This is a genomic window from Bradyrhizobium sp. 18BD (assembly GCF_054185225.1).
Map to the genome: position 1 here is coordinate 1 of NZ_JAVAYL010000024.1, position 18,199 is coordinate 18,199.

Genomic DNA, 18,199 nt, shown 5'->3' on the forward strand with positions numbered 1-18,199 from the left:
TGCGGATAGCGGCCGGTCCGTCGGAAAGATGATCGAACAACATCGTTGTCTCCAGGTTGAGTGCTTCAGCAACCTCAGTCTGGCCTCAGACCCGGTCGCTATCCACTCCCCATGGAATCTTCGTCGCGGAGCCTGTCATCCGGCCCGCCGAAGGCGGGACCGGGTGGCTCCTCGCAATGACGGCCGAGCCACCACACGAACACGCTGCCCCATAGTTTCACCCATCACAAAGAATTTTTGTCCGAAACCCCTACGCAAACCCTCCCGTAGTTCGGCCAACGACGCGCTGCTGCCTCACGTCAAACTGTCGCAGACGCCGTTGTTGCCCAACTCAACGCCGGCCATTGCCGGTCACAATTCAATCGGGAGATTCTCCATGTCGAAGCGTATTGCCTATCTCGCTGCCGCCGCCTTCAGCGCCCTGGCCATCACCGCGACCGTCGTCGCGCCTGTCCGCGCCGAGGAGAAGACCGTCATGGTTGGCGGCGCCGCGATGTTCCCGTCGAAGAACATCGTCCAGAACGCAGTCAACTCGAAGGACCACACCACGCTGGTCGCGGCGGTGAAGGCGGCCGGCCTTGTCCAGACGCTGGAAAGCAAGGGCCCGTTCACGGTGTTCGCGCCGACCAATGCCGCCTTCGGCAAGCTGCCGGCCGGCACCGTCGACAATCTGGTCAAGCCCGAGAACAAGGCGACCCTGACCAAGATCCTCACCTACCATGTCGTGCCCGGCAAGCTCGAGGCGTCCGACCTCACCGACGGCAAGAAGCTGAGGACCGCCGAGGGCGAGGAGCTGACCGTGAAGAAGCAGGACGGCAAGGTCTGGATCGTCGATGCCAAGGGCGGCACCTCGACGGTGACGATTTCCAACGTCAACCAGTCCAACGGCGTCATCCACGTGGTTGACACCGTGCTGATGCCGGCGACGTAACACCGCGTCCTCCTGTTTCATCCCCGACAGGGTGCAACGAAACGGCGAGTCGGGGGTCACCCGGCTCGCTTTATTGTGACCGCCATAGCCCGGAGGCATCGATTCGATGGCCGGAGGGGCGTAACGAAAGCGGACGCAGCGGCGTATATTGACGACACACGACGTTCAGGACGGAACCACCATGTCGAGCCTCACAGTCACCGACCAGCAGGTCAGCGCCGCCCCGGCCAAAGTGATCCAGCCGGCCTGGGTTCGCGTCATGCACTGGATCAACGCCCTCGCCATGATCCTGATGATCCTGTCGGGCTGGCAGATCTACAACGCCTCGCCGCTGTTCGGCTTCAGCTTCCCGCGCGAGTACACGCTGGGCGGCTGGCTCGGCGGCGGCCTGCTCTGGCATTTTGCCGCGATGTGGCTGCTGATGATCAACGGCTTCGCCTATCTCATCACCGGTTTCGCCACCGGGCGCTTCCGCAAAAAACTGCTGCCGATCACCGCGTCGGGCGTGCTCCACGACGTCAGGGCTGCCCTGACCTTCAAGCTCGGCCATGACGACCTCACCGTCTACAATTACGTGCAGCGCCTGCTCTATGCCGGCATCATCGTGGTCGGCGTGCTGATCGTGCTGTCGGGCCTGTCGATGTGGAAGCCGGTACAGCTCTATTATCTCGTGATGCTGTTCGGCGATTATCCGACCGCGCGCTACGTGCACTTCTTCTGCATGGCCGCGATCTGCGCCTTCATCGTCATTCACGTTCTGCTCGCGCTGCTGGTGCCGAAGAGCCTGCGCGCGATGATCATCGGTCGATAAGGAGAATAGCGATGGCCAAGCGCTCATTCCTGATCCCCGGCGTCGACAAGCGGCTGCTGATCAAGGATGCCATCAAGACGATGCCGGATTTCACCCGCCGCCGCTTCATCGCCGGTGGCGCCAGCCTCGGCGCGCTGACGCTGCTCACCGGCTGCGACGTCGTGGACTCGTCCTCGGCCGATACGCTGCTGGCGCAGGTCTCGAAGTTCAACGACGCGGTGCAGGCCTGGATGTTCAATCCAGACGCGCTGGCGCCGACCTTCCCCGAGAGCGCGATTACAAAACCGTTCCCGTTCAATGCCTATTACGATCTCGACGACGCGCCCGACATCGATGGCGCCGACTGGAAGCTCGAGGTCCGCGGCCTCGTCGACAACAAGAAGTCTTGGACGCTCCCCGAGCTCTACAAGCTGCCGCAGGTCAGCCAGATCACCCGCCACATCTGCGTCGAAGGCTGGAGCGCGATCGGCAGCTGGACCGGCACGCCCTTGCGCGATTTCCTCAAACTGATCGGCGCCGATACGCGCGCGAAATACGTCTGGTTCCAGTGCGCCGACAAGGACGGCTACAATTCGCCTTTGGACATGCGCAGCGCGCTGCATCCGCAGACGCAGATGACGTTCAAGTACGCCAACGAGATCCTGCCACGCGCCTACGGTTTTCCGATGAAGATCCGCGTGCCGACGAAGCTCGGCTTCAAGAACCCGAAATACGTGGTCTCGATGGAAGTCACCAACGACTACAAGGGCGGCTATTGGGAAGACCAGGGGTATAATTCGTTCAGCGGGAGTTGACGCCTTGTAGGGTGGGTTAGCCGAAGGCGTAACCCACCTCTTTCGTTTCCGCAGCGACAGAAGTGGTGGGTTACGCTTCGCTAACCCACCCTACGGTAGCGCGGCGCTGTACATGATCGCTCGGGCAGCCCTATTTTGCGGGCGGCATGACCTCGAATCTAGCGATCAGAGCGAACATCAAGACATGGCTGGCAGCTTCGCTGATCTGCGTTGCGGCGATGTCCGCGCTAGTCGACGGCCTTTTCTTCTGGCGCGGCATATACGCAACGCCTGTGACCGATGCTGTTGCAGACACCCTGTTGGCGCTTTTGCTCATAATGTGGATCATGGCTGACCAACACGATCACCCACAAGTCAAGCGGCCGTTCGACTACGGATTTCTCCTGATGGTGTTCTGGCTGCCGTATCTGCCTTACTATTTGTGGCGGACGAGACGTAGAGCCGGACTATTGATGTTCGTAGGCTTCATCGGCTTGTTCTCGCTGGGTTTTTTCGTTCAGCTCGCGATGATCTTAGCGATAGCTCTGAACAATCAGTTCTTCGCCGTGCCGCGATGAGGCCACGGGACGTCAGGCGCCCGGCTTGAGCTTCCGTTGAAGCAACGATAGCGCGGCCCCCAGCGCCAGCAGTGCCGCCGATACATTCAGCGCGTAACTCAAGCTCCCCAGCGCATCGGTGATGGCGCCGACCACGATCGGCCCGAGCGTCTGACCGACTCCGAACGAGATCGTCATCGCCGCGATCGCGGTCGGCCACATCTCCGGCGGATAGTTGAAGCGGACGAACGCGGTGGTCGAGCCGACCACGGCGAAGAAAGCGACGCCGAACACCACCGCCGAGACCGCGAGCCATGCCGGCGAATGCCCTAGCATCGGCAAAGCCGCACCCAGTGCGTTGGTTCCGAGGATGATCGCGGTGGCCAATCCGCCGCGATTGAGCGCGAGCACGCCGCGCCAGACCCAGGGCGTGACGAAGGCGCTGAGGCCGATCAGGCTCCAGAATGCCGCCTGCGCGGCGGCCCCGCCGCCGCCGTCGCGCACATAGGCGATCATGAAGGTCATGTAGGCGATGTAGCCGGCGCCGAACAGGAAGTAGGCGGCGAGGTAGATGAGCACGGGCAGGATCTTGAAGGCGGCGTGGCTGCCTTCGGAGAAGCGCGCGCCGCTCTCGATGCGGACCAGGAACAGCGGCACGGTCATGATGGTCGAGAGCAGCGTCAGTGCCCACCACACCAGCCACCACGAGCCCGGCCCGAAATATTGCAGCGTGAACGGGGCGATCAGCCCGGAGGAGAGAATGCCGATGCCGGGTCCGGCATAGAACAGGCTGAGCAGGAAATTGGCCCGCGCGGGCTGCGATTGCGCGATGGTCGCGGCCAGCGCGCCGCCGGCGACGAAGCCGGCCGCGGCCCCGAGGCCCAGCACGAGGCGCGCCAGGCTCAGCGCGACGAAATTCCCCGTCAGCGCGCAGGTGGCGAGCGCGGCGACGCAGGCGACGGTTCCGCCGCGGATCGCCGCCGACCAGCCGACACGCTGGATCAGCCGGGACGCGACGAGGGCGCCCACGAGGTAGCCGACGGCGTTGATGGTGTTCATGAACCCGGCCGCCGAGTAGGACCAGCCGAGGTCGTCCCGCATGTCGGGCAGCACCAGCGCATAGGCAAAGCGGCCGATGCCGAGCCCGACCGTCGCGGCCAGCGACAGGGTCAGGATCAGCCGCGCGGGATGGGCGTCGGACAGGGGACGATCAGGGGCGTGCAACAGGGGTACTCCGGCCCGCGCAGTGTGGCAGGCCCTGCCCGCCTTGCACAGCCGCGCCGCGGCAATGGTGTCTTGCCAAGCGCGCAACGCCGCTCTAGCACTCCGGCCGAATTCGATCTCAGAGGAAACGACTATGGCGACCCACAAATTGCTGCTGCTCCCCGGCGACGGTATCGGCCCCGAGGTGATGGGCGAGGTGAAGCGGCTGATCGATTGGCTCAATTCCGCCGGGATCGCCAAATTCGAGACCGACACCGGCCTCGTCGGCGGCTCCGCCTATGACGCCCACAAGGTGTCGATCTCCGAGGGCGACATGGCCAAGGCGCTGGCCGCCGACGCCATCATCTTCGGCGCGGTCGGCGGTCCGAAGTGGGATGCGGTGCCCTACGAGGTCCGCCCCGAGGCGGGCCTGCTGCGCCTCCGCAAGGATCTGGCCCTGTTCGCCAACCTCCGTCCGGCCGTGTGCTATCCGGCGCTGGCCGACGCCTCCAGCCTGAAGCGCGAGGCGGTCGAGGGCCTCGACATCGTGATCGTGCGCGAGCTCACCGGCGGCGTCTATTTCGGCGAGCCCAAGACCATCACCGATCTCGGCAACGGCCAGAAGCGCGCCATCGATACCCAAGTCTACGACACCTATGAGATCGAGCGCATCGGCCGCGTCGCCTTCGAGCTTGCCAGGAAGCGCAAGAACAAGGTGACGTCGATGGAGAAGCGCAACGTCATGAAGTCGGGCGTGCTCTGGAACGAGGTCATGACCCAGGTCCACAAGCGCGAATATCCCGACGTCACGCTCGAGCATCAGCTCGCCGATTCCGGCGGCATGATGCTGGTGAAGGCGCCGAAGCAGTTCGACGTCATCGTCACCGACAATCTGTTCGGCGACATGCTGTCCGACATCGCGGCGATGCTGACGGGCTCGCTCGGCATGCTGCCCTCGGCCTCGCTCGGCGAAGTCGACGTCAAGAGCAAGAAGCGCAAGGCGCTGTACGAGCCCGTTCACGGTTCGGCGCCCGATATCGCCGGCAAGGGCCTCGCCAATCCGATCGCGATGATCTCGTCGTTCGGCATGGCGCTGCGCTATTCCTTCGACATGGGCGATCTCGCCGACAAGGTCGACGCCGCGATCGCTGCGGTGCTCGCCAGCGGCCTGCGCACCGCCGACATCAAGTCGGAGGGCACGACTGCTGCCTCGACCACGCAGATGGGCGAAGCGATTCTGAAGGAACTGCAGAAGCTGCACGCGTAAGCGGGCACAGCAATCGCAGCAGAATCGTAGAGTGGGTTAGCGCAGCGTAACCCACCTCTTCTGACTCCGCGGGTATCAAAGTGGTGGGTTACGCCTTCGGCTAACCCACCCTACGGCACCTGCTCTTGGAGCCACCTCATGGACATCTCGCCCCGCCCCAAGATCGCGGAAACCATCGTCCATGAGACGGTGCGCCAGCGCGAGGCGCAGATCGGGCGGCGCTGCGAGATTCTCAGCCATACCCGCATCGAATATGCCTCGCTCGGCGACTACTCCTATCTCGGCGAGAATTGCGAGATCGCCGACGCCGCCATCGGAAAATTCACTGCCATCGCCAATTCGGTGCGGATCGGCGCGCCGAATCATCCGATGGGCCGTCCGTCCCAGCATCGCTTCACCTACGTCCCGGAATATTACGAGGCGAGCGCGACGCGTGACCGCGACTTCTTCGCGGATCGCCGCGGCGACCGCGTCATCGTCGGCAACGACGTCTGGATCGGCCATGCTGCGATCCTGCTGCCGGGCGTCACGGTCGGCGACGGCGCGGTGATCGGCGCGGGCGCGGTCGTCAGCCGTGACGTCGCGCCCTACACGATCGTCGGCGGCGTTCCCGCGCGCCCGATCCGCAAGCGCTTTCCCGATGAAGTCGCGGACAGCCTGCGCCGCATCGCCTGGTGGGATTGGCCGGATGAGCTGATCTTCGAACGCCTCGGCGATTTCCGCTCCGAGGCGATCGAAGACTTTTGCCGGCGCTATGATCCGGCGTTTGGCGCTAACCCGTAGCCTCAGCCGTCATTGCGAGGAGCGAAGCGACGAAGCAATCCAGAATCGTTTCGCGGAAAGATTCTGGATTGCTTCGCTGCGCTCGCAATGACGATGGAGAGGCAGGCGTGCCCTACGGCACCTCCTGAAACAAAAAGGCCGGGCGCGGGCCCGGCCTTTTGATTCGGTCGTGACGTCCGCTCAGTAGAGCGGGAAATTCTGCGGATAGCCGCCGACGTCGGCCGGCGTAGAAAGCGGCTGGCGATCGATCGGGCGGTTGAGGTTTTCGCGGGCGAACGAGGGATAACCAACGGCCGGCGGGAAGGCGTAATCGCTGAACTTGCGGTCGCCCGGATTGACCTCGGTGCCGCCGTCGAGCCAGGAGCGCTTGCTCACATAGAGGCGGGTGCGTCCCTGCTGATAGACCGCGTTGGGGCCGCTCGGACCATAATAGGCCCGGCCGCGATCGTCATAACGCTTGACCTTGGTGTCGGCCGAAGCCGGCGCTGCGAGCGCCACAGCAATCACGGCGCCCGCCGCCAGCCAGGTCGCCAATTTGGTTGCAGCAGAGAATTTCGAGCTCATCACGTCCCCTTCAGGCGGCAAGCCGCCAGTCGATTTCGCCCCATACTATCCCGTCCCTGGTGTCCGCAACTAGGTCTATTGGGTCACACCCGCGCGGAATAATCGTGCGCGCCGGCAAAAGTTGCATGCAAACCAGCTACTTGAGCTTGATGCCGGTCAAAGCGCCCCGCGCAATTGCGCATTCGCGGCGCCCAGTAGCCAGTCCGAGGAGCCGGCTTGGGTGCAGGGCCGGCGCTTGAGCTCGGCATGGGCGAACAAGTCCGCGAGCTTGGGCTCGTTGCCCGAGGTCAGCAGCGTCAGCCGGTTGAACGTGCAGGCGACCGCCGCGCGCTGGGCGGGCAGGGTATCGCCCTGACAGGAGAAGCCGGAGATCTGGAGCGCCGGCTCCTCGTTGCGCTTGAGGTAGCCGAGGCAGGCCGGCTGCGCCGTGCCGGCCGGCCGGAACAGGGCGACGGGGCCGAATTTGGTGTCGATCAGGCCGGCCTGCTCGAGCGGGGTCTCAGCCGTGAGGCCCATCCGGAGTGCCAGCCCTTCGGTTGCCGGACGCGCCCGGTCGAATTCGCCGCCTTCCCGGTAAATCTCGAGTTCGGCCAGCGGCTTGTCCGCGTCGCCGGCCCAGCGCAGCACGTCCCTGCGGCCGCCTTCGGGGTGTCGCAGGATGAGGTAAGAGGCTGCTTTCTCTGATGAATCGAGCTTGCTGAGGGCGAAGGCGGGATGCGAGCGGTCGGCCACGGCCCAGCCGGGCTTCGAAGCCGGCTCGTCGTCGCGCAGATCAGGGAGCTGGCCGAGGGCGGCGAGGCCCAGGATGGCAAACAGCACCAGCGCCCCCACATAGGCGAACAGGCGCGCCAGCGTGCCGACCACCTCGTCGGCGAAGACTGCAAGCGCCAAATGGATCTGGGTAGGGCTAACGGCCGTGCTGGCCTCAGGCGACTGCATCCACGGCCTTCAGGCATGGTCTAACGTTGTCTTGAGGCCGGTTCTCGCATAGAAGCGCTGCTCTTCCTGTTTAAGCGCGAGCTTCAGGAACGGGCTTTTTCATCGGAGAGTGAACGATGGGTTACAAAGTCGCAGTCGTCGGCGCGACCGGCAATGTCGGACGGGAAATGCTCAACATCCTCGATGAGCGCAAATTCCCCGCGGACGAGGTCGTGGCCCTTGCGTCACGCCGCAGCGTCGGCGTCGAGGTCTCCTATGGCGATCGCACCCTCAAGGTCAAAGCGCTCGAGCATTACGACTTCTCCGACGTCGACATCTGCCTGATGTCGGCCGGTGGCTCAGTGTCGAAGGAATGGTCGCCGCAGATCGGCGCCGCCGGCGCGGTCGTGATCGACAACTCCTCGGCCTGGCGCATGGATCCGGACGTGCCGCTGATCGTGCCGGAAGTGAATGCGGCTGCGACCGAAGGCTTCAAGAAGAAGAACATCATCGCCAACCCGAATTGCTCGACCGCGCAGCTCGTGGTCGCGCTCAAGCCGCTGCACGACAAGGCCACCATCAAGCGCGTCGTCGTCTCGACCTATCAATCGGTGTCGGGCGCCGGCAAGGACGCGATGGACGAATTGTTCTCGCAGACCAAGGCCGTCTACACCAACGACGAGCTGATCGCGAAGAAATTCCCCAAGCGCATCGCCTTCAACGTCATCCCCCACATCGACGTCTTCATGGAGGACGGCTACACCAAGGAAGAGTGGAAGATGATGGCGGAGACCAAGAAGATTCTTGATCCCAAGATCAAGCTCTCCGCGACCTGCGTGCGCGTGCCGGTGTTCGTCGGCCACTCCGAGGCCGTCAACATCGAGTTCGAGAATCCGATCACCGCGGACGAAGCCCGCGAGATCCTGCGCAAGGCGCCCGGCTGCCTCGTCATCGACAAGCAGGAGCCCGGCGGCTACGCCACGCCCTATGAAGCGGCCGGCGAGGACGCGACCTATATCAGCCGCATCCGCGAGGACGCGACGGTGGAGAACGGTCTCGTGCTGTGGTGCGTGTCCGACAACCTCCGCAAGGGCGCAGCCCTCAACGCGATCCAGATCGCGGAAGTGCTGATCAACCGCAAGCTGATCAGCGCGAAGAAGAAGGCGGCGTAAGCGCCGTCACCGCTGCCGTAGGGTGGGCAAAGCGAAGCGTGCCCACCACCTGCGTTTTAATCGGGAAAGATCGTGGGCACGGCGCGTCGCGCCTTTGCCCACCCTACGAATTCTGCGTTGTTCTGTAGGGCGGATTAGCCGAAGGCGTAATCCGCCTCTTCACTTTCCGAGCGCTGAGAAACGCGGCGGATTACGCTTCGCTAATCCGCCCTACGCGAGACGAACTCAGACCACGCCCCGCGCGTTCCGAAATTCCTTGCTCGGCTTGTCCAGCACGAACAGCGATCCCTCCGCGACGCCGAAATAGGCGCCGTGGGTCTGCATCTGGCCTGAGTCCACGGCCTTGCGCACGAACGGGAAGGTCATCAGGTTTTCCAGGCTGCGGAACACCGCGGCCTTCTCGATGCGCTCGACGAATTGCGCCATGCTCTCATGGTTGCGCTGCTCGACCACTTCGCCGGGCTTGATGAACATCTGCATCCATTTGCCGATGAAGTCGCCGGGCGTCAGCGGCTCGATCTTGTCGACGAAGGCGCGGATGCCGCCGCATTGCGCGTGGCCAAGGACGACGATGTGCTTCACCTTCAGCACCGTCACGGCATATTCCAGCGCGGCCGAAACGCCATGCGCGTTGCCGTCGGGCTGATATACCGGCACCAGATTGGCGATGTTGCGGACCACGAACAATTCGCCCGGGCCGACGTCGAAGATGGTCTCCGGCGCGACGCGGCTGTCGCAGCAGCCGATCACCATCACTTCCGGGAACTGTCCCTTCACCGACAGCTCGCGATAGCGGCTCTGCTCGGCCGGCAGCCGCTGGGTGGCGAAGGCGTTGTAGCCTTCCAGCAAATGCTTCGGGAATGTGATCATGGCCTATGCCTAACCATAGACCAGAGGGGCGAACAAGCCTTTCGAATAGGCATGCCAGATGCTATCGGCTTCGGTCAGAACACAGACGAGGAAACCGGAAGGACCATTCGCATGACCCGCCCGCGCCGCAGCCATCTGTTCATGCCCGGCTCCAACCCCCGCGCGCTGGAAAAGGCGCGGAATCTGGCCGCCGACGGCCTGATCCTCGATCTGGAAGATTCCGTTGCCCCCGACGCCAAGGCGGTCGCGCGTGACGGCATCGCCGCCGCGATCGCGGCCAAGGGGTTTGGCAAGCGCGAGATCCTGATCCGGACCAACGGTCTCGACACGCCCTGGTGGGCCGACGACGTCGCGATGGCCGCCAAGGCCTGGCCCGACGGCATCCTGGTTCCGAAAGTTTCAAGCATCGAAGATCTCCAGGCGATCGGCGGTCGTCTCGCCGAGCTCGGCGCCGCGCCGACCGTGAAGGTCTGGGCGATGATCGAGACCGCGCGCGCGGTGCTGCATGCCGAGGAGCTGGCCGAAGCGGGTCGTGACCCGAAGACGCGTCTGTCCGGCTTCGTGTTTGGCCCGAACGACATCTCGCGCGAGACGCGCATCAAGATGATGCCCGGCCGCGCCGCGATGATCCCGATGATCACGCATTGCATCCTGGCCACGCGCGCCCACGGCCTCGAGATCCTCGACGGTCCCTACAGCGACATCGCCAACTCCGACGGCTTCGCCACCGAATGCGCGCAGGGCCGCGACCTCGGCTTCGACGGCAAGACCCTGATCCACCCCTCGCAGATCGAGGCCTGCAACGCCATCTTCACGCCGCCCGAAGAGGAAGTCGCGCGCGCGCGCAAGATCATCGCGGCGTTCGAATTGCCGGAGAATGTCTCGCGCGGCGCGATCCGCCTCGACGGCGCCATGGTGGAGCGCCTGCACGCCGACATGGCCAGGCGCACGATCGAGATCGCGGATGCGATCGCCGCGATGAGCAAGGGCTAAAGCATGATCCGGAAAAGTGCGCAGCGGTTTTCCGAAAAGATCATGCTCAAACAACAACCTGAAGCGCGATGACGATTCATCCTAATCTCATCGCGCTTTAGCTTTGCAGCCGAACGAGCGGACGCCGGCCAGAGCAAGGCTTGGGGGCGCGGCGTTCGAACGTTCGGGCGACATCACCTTTAGGGTTGTGGTCCCGATAAGCCCGGTTCGCGCTCAGCCCGGAAAACATTGCCATACAGATTCGCTATCCATTGTCGCCCGCTCGCAGTGATGTTGAGATAACGTATGGCGCCTTGAATTTGCGGGGCGACATTGTTCCAATAGAACTGCGGGTACTTGTAGACGATGTCTGCAGGCGTTTCGTAGCCGAGCTTCTTGTTCAGGCCGATTTCCTCGAACTCGTAAAAGAGTGCATTTGCCTTCCTGAGATAGTTCGGGTCGCCGAGCTGACCAATGAGGTCCGCGGCGCGCAGCAACATGCCTTCCTCTTCGTCTGATTCGTCGTCAGGGGAATCCGTATATGGAAAGCGCGTGAATTCTATGGCTCGCGCAATCCGGCTTGCGTCAACTTCCTCGACGTCGTCGAAGCGTTCGGAGGCGAACAGCTTCGAGCGGTCGACATGATGGGGCGCGAGCGAGGCATCCGTCGCGCCGCGCGGGAGACGAACCATGCGGCCGGTCATGTCTGCGACATAGGAGTCCTCGGTATCGCCCTGAACTATGCCGCGCACGTACCCGATGTCGTGAGTGAGGCAGGCGAGGATGAAATTTCCGTAGTCTGCGGCCGTCGTCGGACGGAGCATCATCCGTCCCATCAGGATATCGTGGCCCGCCAGGGTCACGAGCATGGTGTGCTCGACGTCGTGATACAGAGCGTCGCTGTTACCGATGCATTCCAGCGTCAGCCTTGCTGCAAAGGGAAGGACTTCGGTCAAGCGGGCATGAGAAGAGCCAAACCGGTCCCGGGTATCGGAGGTCAGAAACGTCGATAAGGTTTGCGCCACCAGTTCAGGAATCGTGATCATCCGGGCACCCATTCGATGTGCTGGCACGACAACGGATCACCGTTGCCAGCCCCATGATCGAGCCCGAATTTGTCCCGGGAGCTTGACGTAAATCAACGACCGGCCCGAACTCGATCCGGGGTCGGGACCAAGAGGTTTCTGGCCGTGTGGTATTTCCCGCGTTGCTTCAGTGATGCGATCGCCGCGATGGCGAGCGGCTGAGGGGCCAGGGTCTCACGGCTTTGCGACAGCAAGGACCGCGATAGCAATCGCCGCGAACAGAACGAGCGGTAGGGATTTTGACGTCGCGGGCGGGGCGCCCGCCGCGATCCTCCGAAGATGGCCGCTCTGGATTCCGTGCAGACCTGAGAGAAGTACGACGAAACCGAGCTTGGCGTTCAGCCAGCCCTGGCCAAACCATGCGCCGGACACGGCAAGGCCCGTTCCGAGCAGCCAGACCGCGATGATGGTTGGGACCGTCACCCACCGGTCGTAACGGCGGATGGCCGCGATGAATGGCTCGCTGCCCCGAGGCAGCGTCGATACCAGGGCAAGCGTCACTGAGGTCAGAACGACGCCGCCGACGAATAGCAGCGCCGCGGCGACGTGAGCGGCCTTCAGCCAGATGTAGTAGTCGGCGAGGCTCATTGGAGGGAATCCTCTTGGCGCACAGCCTCGATGCGCCGGCGGATATGCCGTGAAGCGAGAAAGCCGGCGAACGGCACGAAGGCCGAGGCGGCGAGCAAGGCGATCTGGCGCCGCTGCCAAACCCCGGCGCCGACGGTCTGCAGCAGCGCCCAGCCGTAAAAGATGAACGCAAGGCCGTGCAGCGGCCCAATCGCTCGCACGCCGGTCGGCCAGTCCCAGAGATGCTTGAGCGGAACGGCGACGCAAACGAGCAGGGCCAGCGTCGAAGCTTCGATGATTGAGGCAAGCTTGAGCTGGCCGAGGAGTGAGGTGTTGATGTCGCGTTCTCTGTTCATTGCCTGACCGTTGGCGCTCCATCGCGCGCCGCCCGTGGTTAGCGGATCCGGTCGGGATCAATGAGTGGCGGTTCTGCCGATATATGATCGATTCCTGCCAAAACGTGATACTGACGTCCGAAGGCAATCGCCGGGAACGGAACGTCATGGTTCACAGGGTTTGCATTGTCGCGATGGATCAGGTGATCCCCTACGACATGACGCTTGCCTATGAAGTGTTCGCCCGGCTCAGGGACGATAACGGCAAGCCGTTCTACGACGTGCGCGTGTGTGCCGCGGCGGCTCGCGTCAGCGCTGGCGCATTCGGCCTGGTGGTGCCGTTCGGCCTGGAGGTCCTTGCCCGTGCGGACACCGTGATCGTGCCCGGAATTGAGAATCCTCTGGCGCCCCGATCGAAAGCCATTCTGCGCGCACTGCACCGGGCGCATCGCCGCGGAGCACGAATTGCCTCGATCTGCTCCGGGGCCTTCGTGCTCGCGGAGGCCGGCCTCCTGGACGGACGCCGGGCGACCACCCATTGGCTCTGCGCCGAGCTCCTCGCCAGCAATTATCCGCAGGTGAAGGTGGACCCGAATGTTCTCTTCGTGGACGAGGGGGAGATCGTGACGTCGGCCGGCGCGTCGGCTGGAATGGACATGTGCCTTCATCTCGTCAGGCGCGATTTCGGTCAGGCTGTGGCAGCTCATGCCGCGCGGCTGGCGGTCGCGCCCGTCAACAGGGAAGGCGGCCAGGCCCAATTCATTCGGCGCGATCCGCCGCGATCGAGCGGCTCTCTCGCAGCGCATCTCGACTGGGCCTTGGCTCATCTGGCGGAACCGCTTAACGTGGCACGGATGGCGGCTCAGGCGGGGATGAGCGAACGAAGCTTTGCGCGCCATTTCCGGCAGCAGATGGGCACCACGCCGATGCAGTGGCTGCTCACCGTGCGAGTTCGCCGGGCGCAGGAGCTTCTGGAGGGCAGCCCGGCTTACGTGGACCAGATCGCCGCGGCTTGCGGCTTTCAGTCAACCGTCACGTTTCGCGCGAGCTTTCGCCGGATCGCCGGGGTCAGCCCCGGCGACTATCGGCGCCGGTTCAACGACGCGCAATCATCTGCCGCGTAGCGATTCTCTCGGCGCTGACTTCGAGCTGCTCTTCGCCGATACCTGGCGGCGCGGCGATCGTCACCGATTGGGAATTCTGTCAGGGAGTGTCTGCGGTCGCTGCGTTCCCGGCCGCCCCGGCCTCGATGGGCGAGTTGCCGGTGGGCGAACTGCCGGCGGGCGAGCTACCGGGCGGTGGCCTGGCCGTCGCCACCCATGCCACCCGGCCGGACCACCCCAGCCCATGCCGCGCCGCCAATTGTAGCCACACCAGTACCAGCCGCCGCCCCGCCATCCGCCGTTGTACCAACAGTAACGGCGGCCTCTCCAGGTGAACTGGACTGTTTCCGTAAGGCGCAGCTGATCAGCGACCTCACGCGCGCCCAATGGTGCGATAAGGCCCGCCTGTGAACGACCGCCGGTCGTCACGACCGCCGCGGACGCAGCCGCAATCGCGAGTACGCATAAAGTCAATTTTCGCATGATCCGCTCCTCGCTTCGACTGCGCGGGAAGAGAGCCGGCTGAGTGATCGCAGCCCGCGGCTGCAGGGCAGGGCTGTGCCTCTGACATCTGATTCACAGGATGCTATTCAGGATGTCATTCCGGGAGCGCGACGAACTCGCGAGCTATGATGAATTCCCTCGCTCCGCGCGGGCCCCGGAATGACGGATTGCAACACCAGGCAGCCTTGCTAGGCAGCCTTGGGATGAGTAGCGGCTGCGAGGGTATCGCGCAGGTGCTGTTCCTTCTTTTCATCGAGCGAGGTCTTGAGGACCGTCCCTCCCGCATCCTTGATCTCATTGAGAACCTTGTCTGCGGTCATGCTCTTGATGAGCAAGAACAGAACAGCATCTCCCGATTTCACCTTCGCGGCGAGATCCTTCATGAACTGATCTTTGATGCCGAAATCGGTCAGCGCGCCACCCAATGCGCCTGCGCCGGCACCGAGGGCCACGCCGATAAGAGGATTCAGGAACACCAATCCAATCAGCAGTCCCCAGAAGCTGCCGCTTGCGGCCCCCATCATCGTAGTGTTCACAAGCTGATTGAGCTTGACGGAATCCTCTGTCTTGACTGCGATCACGGCATCCTGGATCGCGATCAGATACTCCTTCTGGAGCTTGAGTATCTTCTGCCGAACTTCTTCTGCCTTGGCTTCGGATGGGTACACGATCGCAACAAGGTCTGACATTGAACACTCCCGTTCTGATTTGAAGTGCTGCCCCTGATCCGCTTGATACGCGCGGCCAACGTTTAACACAGACCGAAACGTCTCTTGTCGGCGAATAGGTTCCACATGTTCACAAAACGGAGATGTTTTGGGGCGGCGCAATTGAGTAAGCGGGATTGTCTTACGTGCCGTCGCCGCTCCGCCCGGAAGTTTTTCGACCTTGCTCTCGCGCGCCGAGCAACCACGGGACGAAAGGAGAAGAATGGGGCAAAACCTCATAGGAGGAATTGATATGTCGCGTTCGAAGCTGGCGCTTATCGCGATGACGGTTCTCTCGATGGGCTTCGTTCTCAGTCCTCAAGACCCTGCCGATGCTGCCACGTTCTGTGCGCAGTTAAGAGGGGCCAAAGCCGCAGGACAACCTGACTGCTCATTCTCGACTCTGGATACGTGTCGTGAGCGTGTCAAACACAGGGGCGGCGCACACTGCTATAAATTGACCCGCTAGACTGCTCATCCGCGCGGCGCGCTGCCCGTACGGTCGAGTGACTCCAGCGTCGACGCATTCGAGCAATAGTGGCGATAATTCTCCGCGGCGGCGCCATCGGCTGAAGCGCCGCGCCGCCAGCGCTGATCGCCGCGCGGACTCAAGACATCAGTCGACGACGTTCGCGTCTGCGTCTCGCGCCGAGATCACGCTCAAGACATTAGATGTCTTCTATTTCAGATGCCTTCTATTTGGCGATGCTCGTCCAGCTGTTTATTGCACTCCGTGTCTCGTCGGCGCGATGAGACGGGGCATCAATAAGAAAAGACGCCGGGGTACTATGATTCACGATTTGAATGGCACGCGCGCATTTTTGCTCGTGTCGGTATCGGTGCTGCTGACCACGACAGCGTCATTCGCACAGCAATCCAACGTTCAACCATCCACCGGGTCCGGGCAGTCGCTTCCTCCGGTCGCCGTGTCCGCACCGGAGCGCCGCGCTGTTCCCATCCGGAGACAGCATTCATCCAATTCAGTGCGCGCGCGGCGCCAGGCCGATGCGCGCCAGAGCGCGCCGGCAGCAAGCACGCCCGCGACGATGGGTGCGCAACGTGCCGCATCGCCGGTGCCGTATGTCGGCGGACAAATTGCACGCGGCGGCCAGCTCGGCCTGCTCGGCAACAAGGACTACATGGAAACGCCGTACAGCCTCACCAGCTATACGGAGAAGACCATCCGCGACCAGCAGGCGACCAGCGTCGCCGAGGTTCTGACCAATTCCGATCCGTCGGTCCGCGCCGCGATCGGCAGCAGCAACCGCTATGACGCGCTGACTATTCGCGGCTTCCGTGTCGAGAACAGCGAGATCGCGCTGAACGGGCTGTATGGTCTCGTGCCGGCCTATCGCGTCAATCCGGCGCCGATCGAACGCATCGAATTGCTCAAGGGGCCGGGCGCGTTCCTCAACGGCATGGCCCCGCAGGGAAGCATCGGCGGCAGCGTCAATGTCGTGACCAAACGCGCCTATGAAGACCTGACGCGCCTGACTGTCGGCACCATGTCGAACGCCCGCTTCGGCACGGAGGTCGACGTGGCGCGCCGCTACGGCGACCAGAAGGAATGGGGCGTCCGGGTCAATGCCGGCTTCGATGGTGGCGATACGACGATCGATCGCCAATCGGTGCGGGACGGCGTCGGTTCGCTCGGGGTCGACTACCGGGGCGAGCGCTTCCGGTGGTCGGCCGACGTCATCTATCAGGACGACTGGATGAAGGCCGCGGCGCGTGGGTATACGCCGGTCAAAGGCATCGCGGTGCCGAATGCGCCCGATCCGCGCATCAATCTCGCCCAGCCGTTCGACTATGCCCGCGCAAAGAGCCTCACGGGCCTGACGCGCGCCGAATACGACCTGTCCAACAACGTCACCCTGTTCGGCGCCATCGGCGGCAATCAGTTTGGATACGACAAGCGGGAGGCGCCGGGCGCGACGATTCTCACGACCTCGGGCGATGCGCTTTCGACGTCGCGCTTCCAGACCGGCAAGTCCGAGGCCGTGTCCGGCGAAGCCGGTGTCCGGGCGCAATTCGACACGGGGCCGGTCGGCCATGAGGTTGTTGTCAGCGGCAGCGTGTTGAACCGGACGGACTGGCTCGGCCAGACCAATTTCGGAAACTACCTGACCAACATCTACACACCGACGCTGCTGGCCGGCCCCGGTACACCGGTGTCGTCCTTCGCCGAGGGCAAGTCCGGCTCTCTCGGCCTGCGCAGCGTCGGCGTTGCCGATACGCTCTCGATGATGAACGGGATGCTTCAGGTGATCGTCGGCGCCAGACAGCAGCAGGTCATTGCGAACAGCTTCGATCCCGCGAGCGGTCTTGAGACGGCCCATTACGACCAGAGCGCGACGTCGCCCTCCATCGCCCTGCTGGTGCGGCCGATCAAGGAAGTGTCCTTTTATGCCAGCTACATCGAAGGTCTTTCGCCCGGACCCACGCCGCCGGCCGGCGCAGCCAACACCAACGCGGTGTTCGCTCCCTTCAAGACCCGGCAATACGAGGTCGGCACCAAGCTCGATCTCGGTCGTTTCGGCGCGAGCTTGGCGGCGTTCCAGATCAGCCTGCCCAGCGGCGTTGTCGATCCCGTTACAAAAATCTACGGCCTCGACGGCGAACAGCGAAACCGGGGCGTCGAGCTCAACACCTTCGGCGAAGTGGGGCCGGGGATCCGGGTTCTCGGCGGCGTGACCTATCTCGATGCGCGGCTGACAAAGACCGAAGGGCACCTCAATGACGGAAATCATGCGGTCGGCGCGCCAGGCTGGCAGAGCAATCTTGGTATCGAGTGGGATATGCCGTTCCTGCCCGGGCTGACGGCGACGGCGCGCACGATCTACACCAGCCGGGCCTATGTCAGCACCGACAACATCCAGAGCGTCCCCGCGTGGATGACCTTCGACATTGGTGCGCGCTATGCGACCAGCCTGGCCGGGCGGCCGACCACGTTCCGCGCGTCCGTCACCAATCTGTTCGACAATCGCTACTGGATCGGCAATCCGACCGGCTACGTCATCAGCGGCATGCCGCGGACGCTCTGGCTATCGATGTCGGTCGACTTCTGACGCGGAGGA

18 protein-coding genes are annotated in these 18,199 nt (G+C 63.5%); 10 read left to right on the forward strand and 8 right to left on the reverse strand.

From position 1 onward, the window contains the following. Positions 1-376 precede the first annotated feature (376 nt). The 4 genes from RAD16_RS33420 (at position 377) to RAD16_RS33435 (ending at position 3,093) form a co-directional block, all read left to right on the forward strand. Positions 377-931, forward strand: coding sequence for a fasciclin domain-containing protein (locus RAD16_RS33420; RefSeq protein ID WP_458162100.1), 555 nt, complete (start codon positions 377-379; stop codon positions 929-931). Between the two features lie 181 nt (positions 932-1,112). Continuing rightward, complete coding sequence (locus RAD16_RS33425; protein WP_458162101.1) at positions 1,113-1,742, forward strand: cytochrome b/b6 domain-containing protein; 630 nt, start codon at positions 1,113-1,115, stop codon at positions 1,740-1,742. Positions 1,743-1,753: 11 nt separating this feature from the next. Then, positions 1,754-2,536, forward strand: a complete 783-nt coding sequence (locus tag RAD16_RS33430) for a molybdopterin-binding protein (protein WP_326896949.1) — start codon at positions 1,754-1,756, stop codon at positions 2,534-2,536. A gap of 146 nt (positions 2,537-2,682) precedes the next feature. After that, a complete protein-coding gene (locus RAD16_RS33435) occupies positions 2,683-3,093 on the forward strand; it encodes a hypothetical protein (RefSeq protein WP_458162102.1) in 411 nt (136 codons plus the stop codon). A 12-nt stretch (positions 3,094-3,105) separates the two neighbouring features. Here the strand turns inward: RAD16_RS33435 and RAD16_RS33440 are convergent, their stop codons facing one another. Then, positions 3,106-4,296, reverse strand: coding sequence for a YbfB/YjiJ family MFS transporter (locus tag RAD16_RS33440; RefSeq protein ID WP_458162103.1), 1,191 nt, complete (start codon positions 4,294-4,296; stop codon positions 3,106-3,108). A gap of 133 nt (positions 4,297-4,429) precedes the next feature. On the opposite strand from RAD16_RS33440, the gene leuB reads away from it, so the two are divergent. Both leuB and RAD16_RS33450 read left to right on the forward strand, forming a co-directional pair. Beyond that, on the forward strand, positions 4,430-5,542 hold the full coding sequence (gene leuB / locus RAD16_RS33445; RefSeq protein ID WP_458162104.1) for a 3-isopropylmalate dehydrogenase: 1,113 nt from the start codon (positions 4,430-4,432) through the stop codon (positions 5,540-5,542). A gap of 138 nt (positions 5,543-5,680) precedes the next feature. Further along, positions 5,681-6,325: a DapH/DapD/GlmU-related protein gene (locus tag RAD16_RS33450; protein WP_458162105.1), complete on the forward strand. Its 645-nt coding sequence runs from the start codon at positions 5,681-5,683 to the stop codon at positions 6,323-6,325. A gap of 180 nt (positions 6,326-6,505) precedes the next feature. Here the strand turns inward: RAD16_RS33450 and RAD16_RS33455 are convergent, their stop codons facing one another. Next, positions 6,506-6,889: a hypothetical protein gene (locus RAD16_RS33455; RefSeq protein ID WP_458162106.1), complete on the reverse strand. Its 384-nt coding sequence runs from the start codon at positions 6,887-6,889 to the stop codon at positions 6,506-6,508. A 156-nt stretch (positions 6,890-7,045) separates the two neighbouring features. Continuing rightward, the gene (locus RAD16_RS33460; RefSeq protein WP_458162107.1) at positions 7,046-7,828 is read right to left on the reverse strand and encodes a hypothetical protein; all 783 of its coding nucleotides are present in this window, start codon (positions 7,826-7,828) and stop codon (positions 7,046-7,048) included. A 116-nt stretch (positions 7,829-7,944) separates the two neighbouring features. Between RAD16_RS33460 and RAD16_RS33465 the strand changes: the two genes are divergently transcribed. After that, positions 7,945-8,979 carry an aspartate-semialdehyde dehydrogenase gene (locus RAD16_RS33465; RefSeq protein ID WP_458162108.1) on the forward strand — a complete coding sequence of 345 codons (1,035 nt, stop codon included), beginning with the start codon at positions 7,945-7,947 and terminating at the stop codon, positions 8,977-8,979. 225 nt (positions 8,980-9,204) lie between these two features. Here the strand turns inward: RAD16_RS33465 and RAD16_RS33470 are convergent, their stop codons facing one another. Then, the gene (locus RAD16_RS33470) at positions 9,205-9,849 is read right to left on the reverse strand and encodes a carbonic anhydrase (protein ID WP_458162109.1); all 645 of its coding nucleotides are present in this window, start codon (positions 9,847-9,849) and stop codon (positions 9,205-9,207) included. A 111-nt stretch (positions 9,850-9,960) separates the two neighbouring features. On the opposite strand from RAD16_RS33470, the gene RAD16_RS33475 reads away from it, so the two are divergent. Then, entirely contained in the window at positions 9,961-10,842 is an 882-nt protein-coding gene (locus RAD16_RS33475) for an HpcH/HpaI aldolase/citrate lyase family protein (protein ID WP_458162110.1), read from the forward strand. 179 nt (positions 10,843-11,021) lie between these two features. Here RAD16_RS33475 and RAD16_RS33480 read toward each other — a convergent pair whose 3' ends face one another. From RAD16_RS33480 to RAD16_RS33490, 3 genes are all read right to left on the reverse strand, one after another. Further along, positions 11,022-11,867 (reverse strand): metal-dependent phosphohydrolase, encoded by an 846-nt coding sequence (locus RAD16_RS33480; protein WP_458162111.1) that lies wholly within the window; start codon positions 11,865-11,867, stop codon positions 11,022-11,024. 213 nt (positions 11,868-12,080) lie between these two features. Then, complete coding sequence (locus RAD16_RS33485) at positions 12,081-12,494, reverse strand: CopD family protein (RefSeq protein WP_458162112.1); 414 nt, start codon at positions 12,492-12,494, stop codon at positions 12,081-12,083. After that, positions 12,491-12,829, reverse strand: coding sequence for a DUF3817 domain-containing protein (locus tag RAD16_RS33490; protein WP_458162113.1), 339 nt, complete (start codon positions 12,827-12,829; stop codon positions 12,491-12,493). Before RAD16_RS33490 ends, RAD16_RS33485 begins: the two co-directional genes overlap by 4 nt. Positions 12,830-12,975: 146 nt before the next feature. Here RAD16_RS33490 and RAD16_RS33495 point away from each other — a divergent pair, with 146 nt between their 5' ends. Next, positions 12,976-13,932 carry a GlxA family transcriptional regulator gene (locus tag RAD16_RS33495; protein WP_458162115.1) on the forward strand — a complete coding sequence of 319 codons (957 nt, stop codon included), beginning with the start codon at positions 12,976-12,978 and terminating at the stop codon, positions 13,930-13,932. A gap of 671 nt (positions 13,933-14,603) precedes the next feature. Here RAD16_RS33495 and RAD16_RS33500 read toward each other — a convergent pair. Next, positions 14,604-15,104 carry a DUF1269 domain-containing protein gene (locus RAD16_RS33500; RefSeq protein WP_458162117.1) on the reverse strand — a complete coding sequence of 167 codons (501 nt, stop codon included), beginning with the start codon at positions 15,102-15,104 and terminating at the stop codon, positions 14,604-14,606. A gap of 1,064 nt (positions 15,105-16,168) precedes the next feature. Between RAD16_RS33500 and RAD16_RS33505 the strand changes: the two genes are divergently transcribed. Beyond that, positions 16,169-18,190 carry a TonB-dependent receptor gene (locus tag RAD16_RS33505; RefSeq protein WP_458162118.1) on the forward strand — a complete coding sequence of 674 codons (2,022 nt, stop codon included), beginning with the start codon at positions 16,169-16,171 and terminating at the stop codon, positions 18,188-18,190. Positions 18,191-18,199 lie beyond the last annotated feature (9 nt).

Bases quoted from the DNA above. Each gene is read 5' to 3' on its own strand.
- RAD16_RS33420 (WP_458162100.1), top strand. From the start codon at position 377: ATGTCGAAGCGTATTGCCTATCTCGCTGCCGCCGCCTTCAGCGCCCTG.
- RAD16_RS33425 (WP_458162101.1), top strand. From the start codon at position 1,113: ATGTCGAGCCTCACAGTCACCGACCAGCAGGTCAGCGCCGCCCCGGCC.
- RAD16_RS33430 (WP_326896949.1), top strand. From the start codon at position 1,754: ATGGCCAAGCGCTCATTCCTGATCCCCGGCGTCGACAAGCGGCTGCTG.
- RAD16_RS33435 (WP_458162102.1), top strand. From the start codon at position 2,683: ATGACCTCGAATCTAGCGATCAGAGCGAACATCAAGACATGGCTGGCA.
- leuB (WP_458162104.1), top strand. From the start codon at position 4,430: ATGGCGACCCACAAATTGCTGCTGCTCCCCGGCGACGGTATCGGCCCC.
- RAD16_RS33450 (WP_458162105.1), top strand. From the start codon at position 5,681: ATGGACATCTCGCCCCGCCCCAAGATCGCGGAAACCATCGTCCATGAG.
- RAD16_RS33455 (WP_458162106.1), bottom strand. From the start codon at position 6,889: ATGAGCTCGAAATTCTCTGCTGCAACCAAATTGGCGACCTGGCTGGCG.
- RAD16_RS33460 (WP_458162107.1), bottom strand. From the start codon at position 7,828: ATGCAGTCGCCTGAGGCCAGCACGGCCGTTAGCCCTACCCAGATCCAT.
- RAD16_RS33465 (WP_458162108.1), top strand. From the start codon at position 7,945: ATGGGTTACAAAGTCGCAGTCGTCGGCGCGACCGGCAATGTCGGACGG.
- RAD16_RS33470 (WP_458162109.1), bottom strand. From the start codon at position 9,849: ATGATCACATTCCCGAAGCATTTGCTGGAAGGCTACAACGCCTTCGCC.
- RAD16_RS33475 (WP_458162110.1), top strand. From the start codon at position 9,961: ATGACCCGCCCGCGCCGCAGCCATCTGTTCATGCCCGGCTCCAACCCC.
- RAD16_RS33480 (WP_458162111.1), bottom strand. From the start codon at position 11,867: ATGATCACGATTCCTGAACTGGTGGCGCAAACCTTATCGACGTTTCTG.
- RAD16_RS33485 (WP_458162112.1), bottom strand. From the start codon at position 12,494: ATGAGCCTCGCCGACTACTACATCTGGCTGAAGGCCGCTCACGTCGCC.
- RAD16_RS33490 (WP_458162113.1), bottom strand. From the start codon at position 12,829: ATGAACAGAGAACGCGACATCAACACCTCACTCCTCGGCCAGCTCAAG.
- RAD16_RS33495 (WP_458162115.1), top strand. From the start codon at position 12,976: ATGGTTCACAGGGTTTGCATTGTCGCGATGGATCAGGTGATCCCCTAC.
- RAD16_RS33500 (WP_458162117.1), bottom strand. From the start codon at position 15,104: ATGTCAGACCTTGTTGCGATCGTGTACCCATCCGAAGCCAAGGCAGAA.
- RAD16_RS33505 (WP_458162118.1), top strand. From the start codon at position 16,169: ATGGGTGCGCAACGTGCCGCATCGCCGGTGCCGTATGTCGGCGGACAA.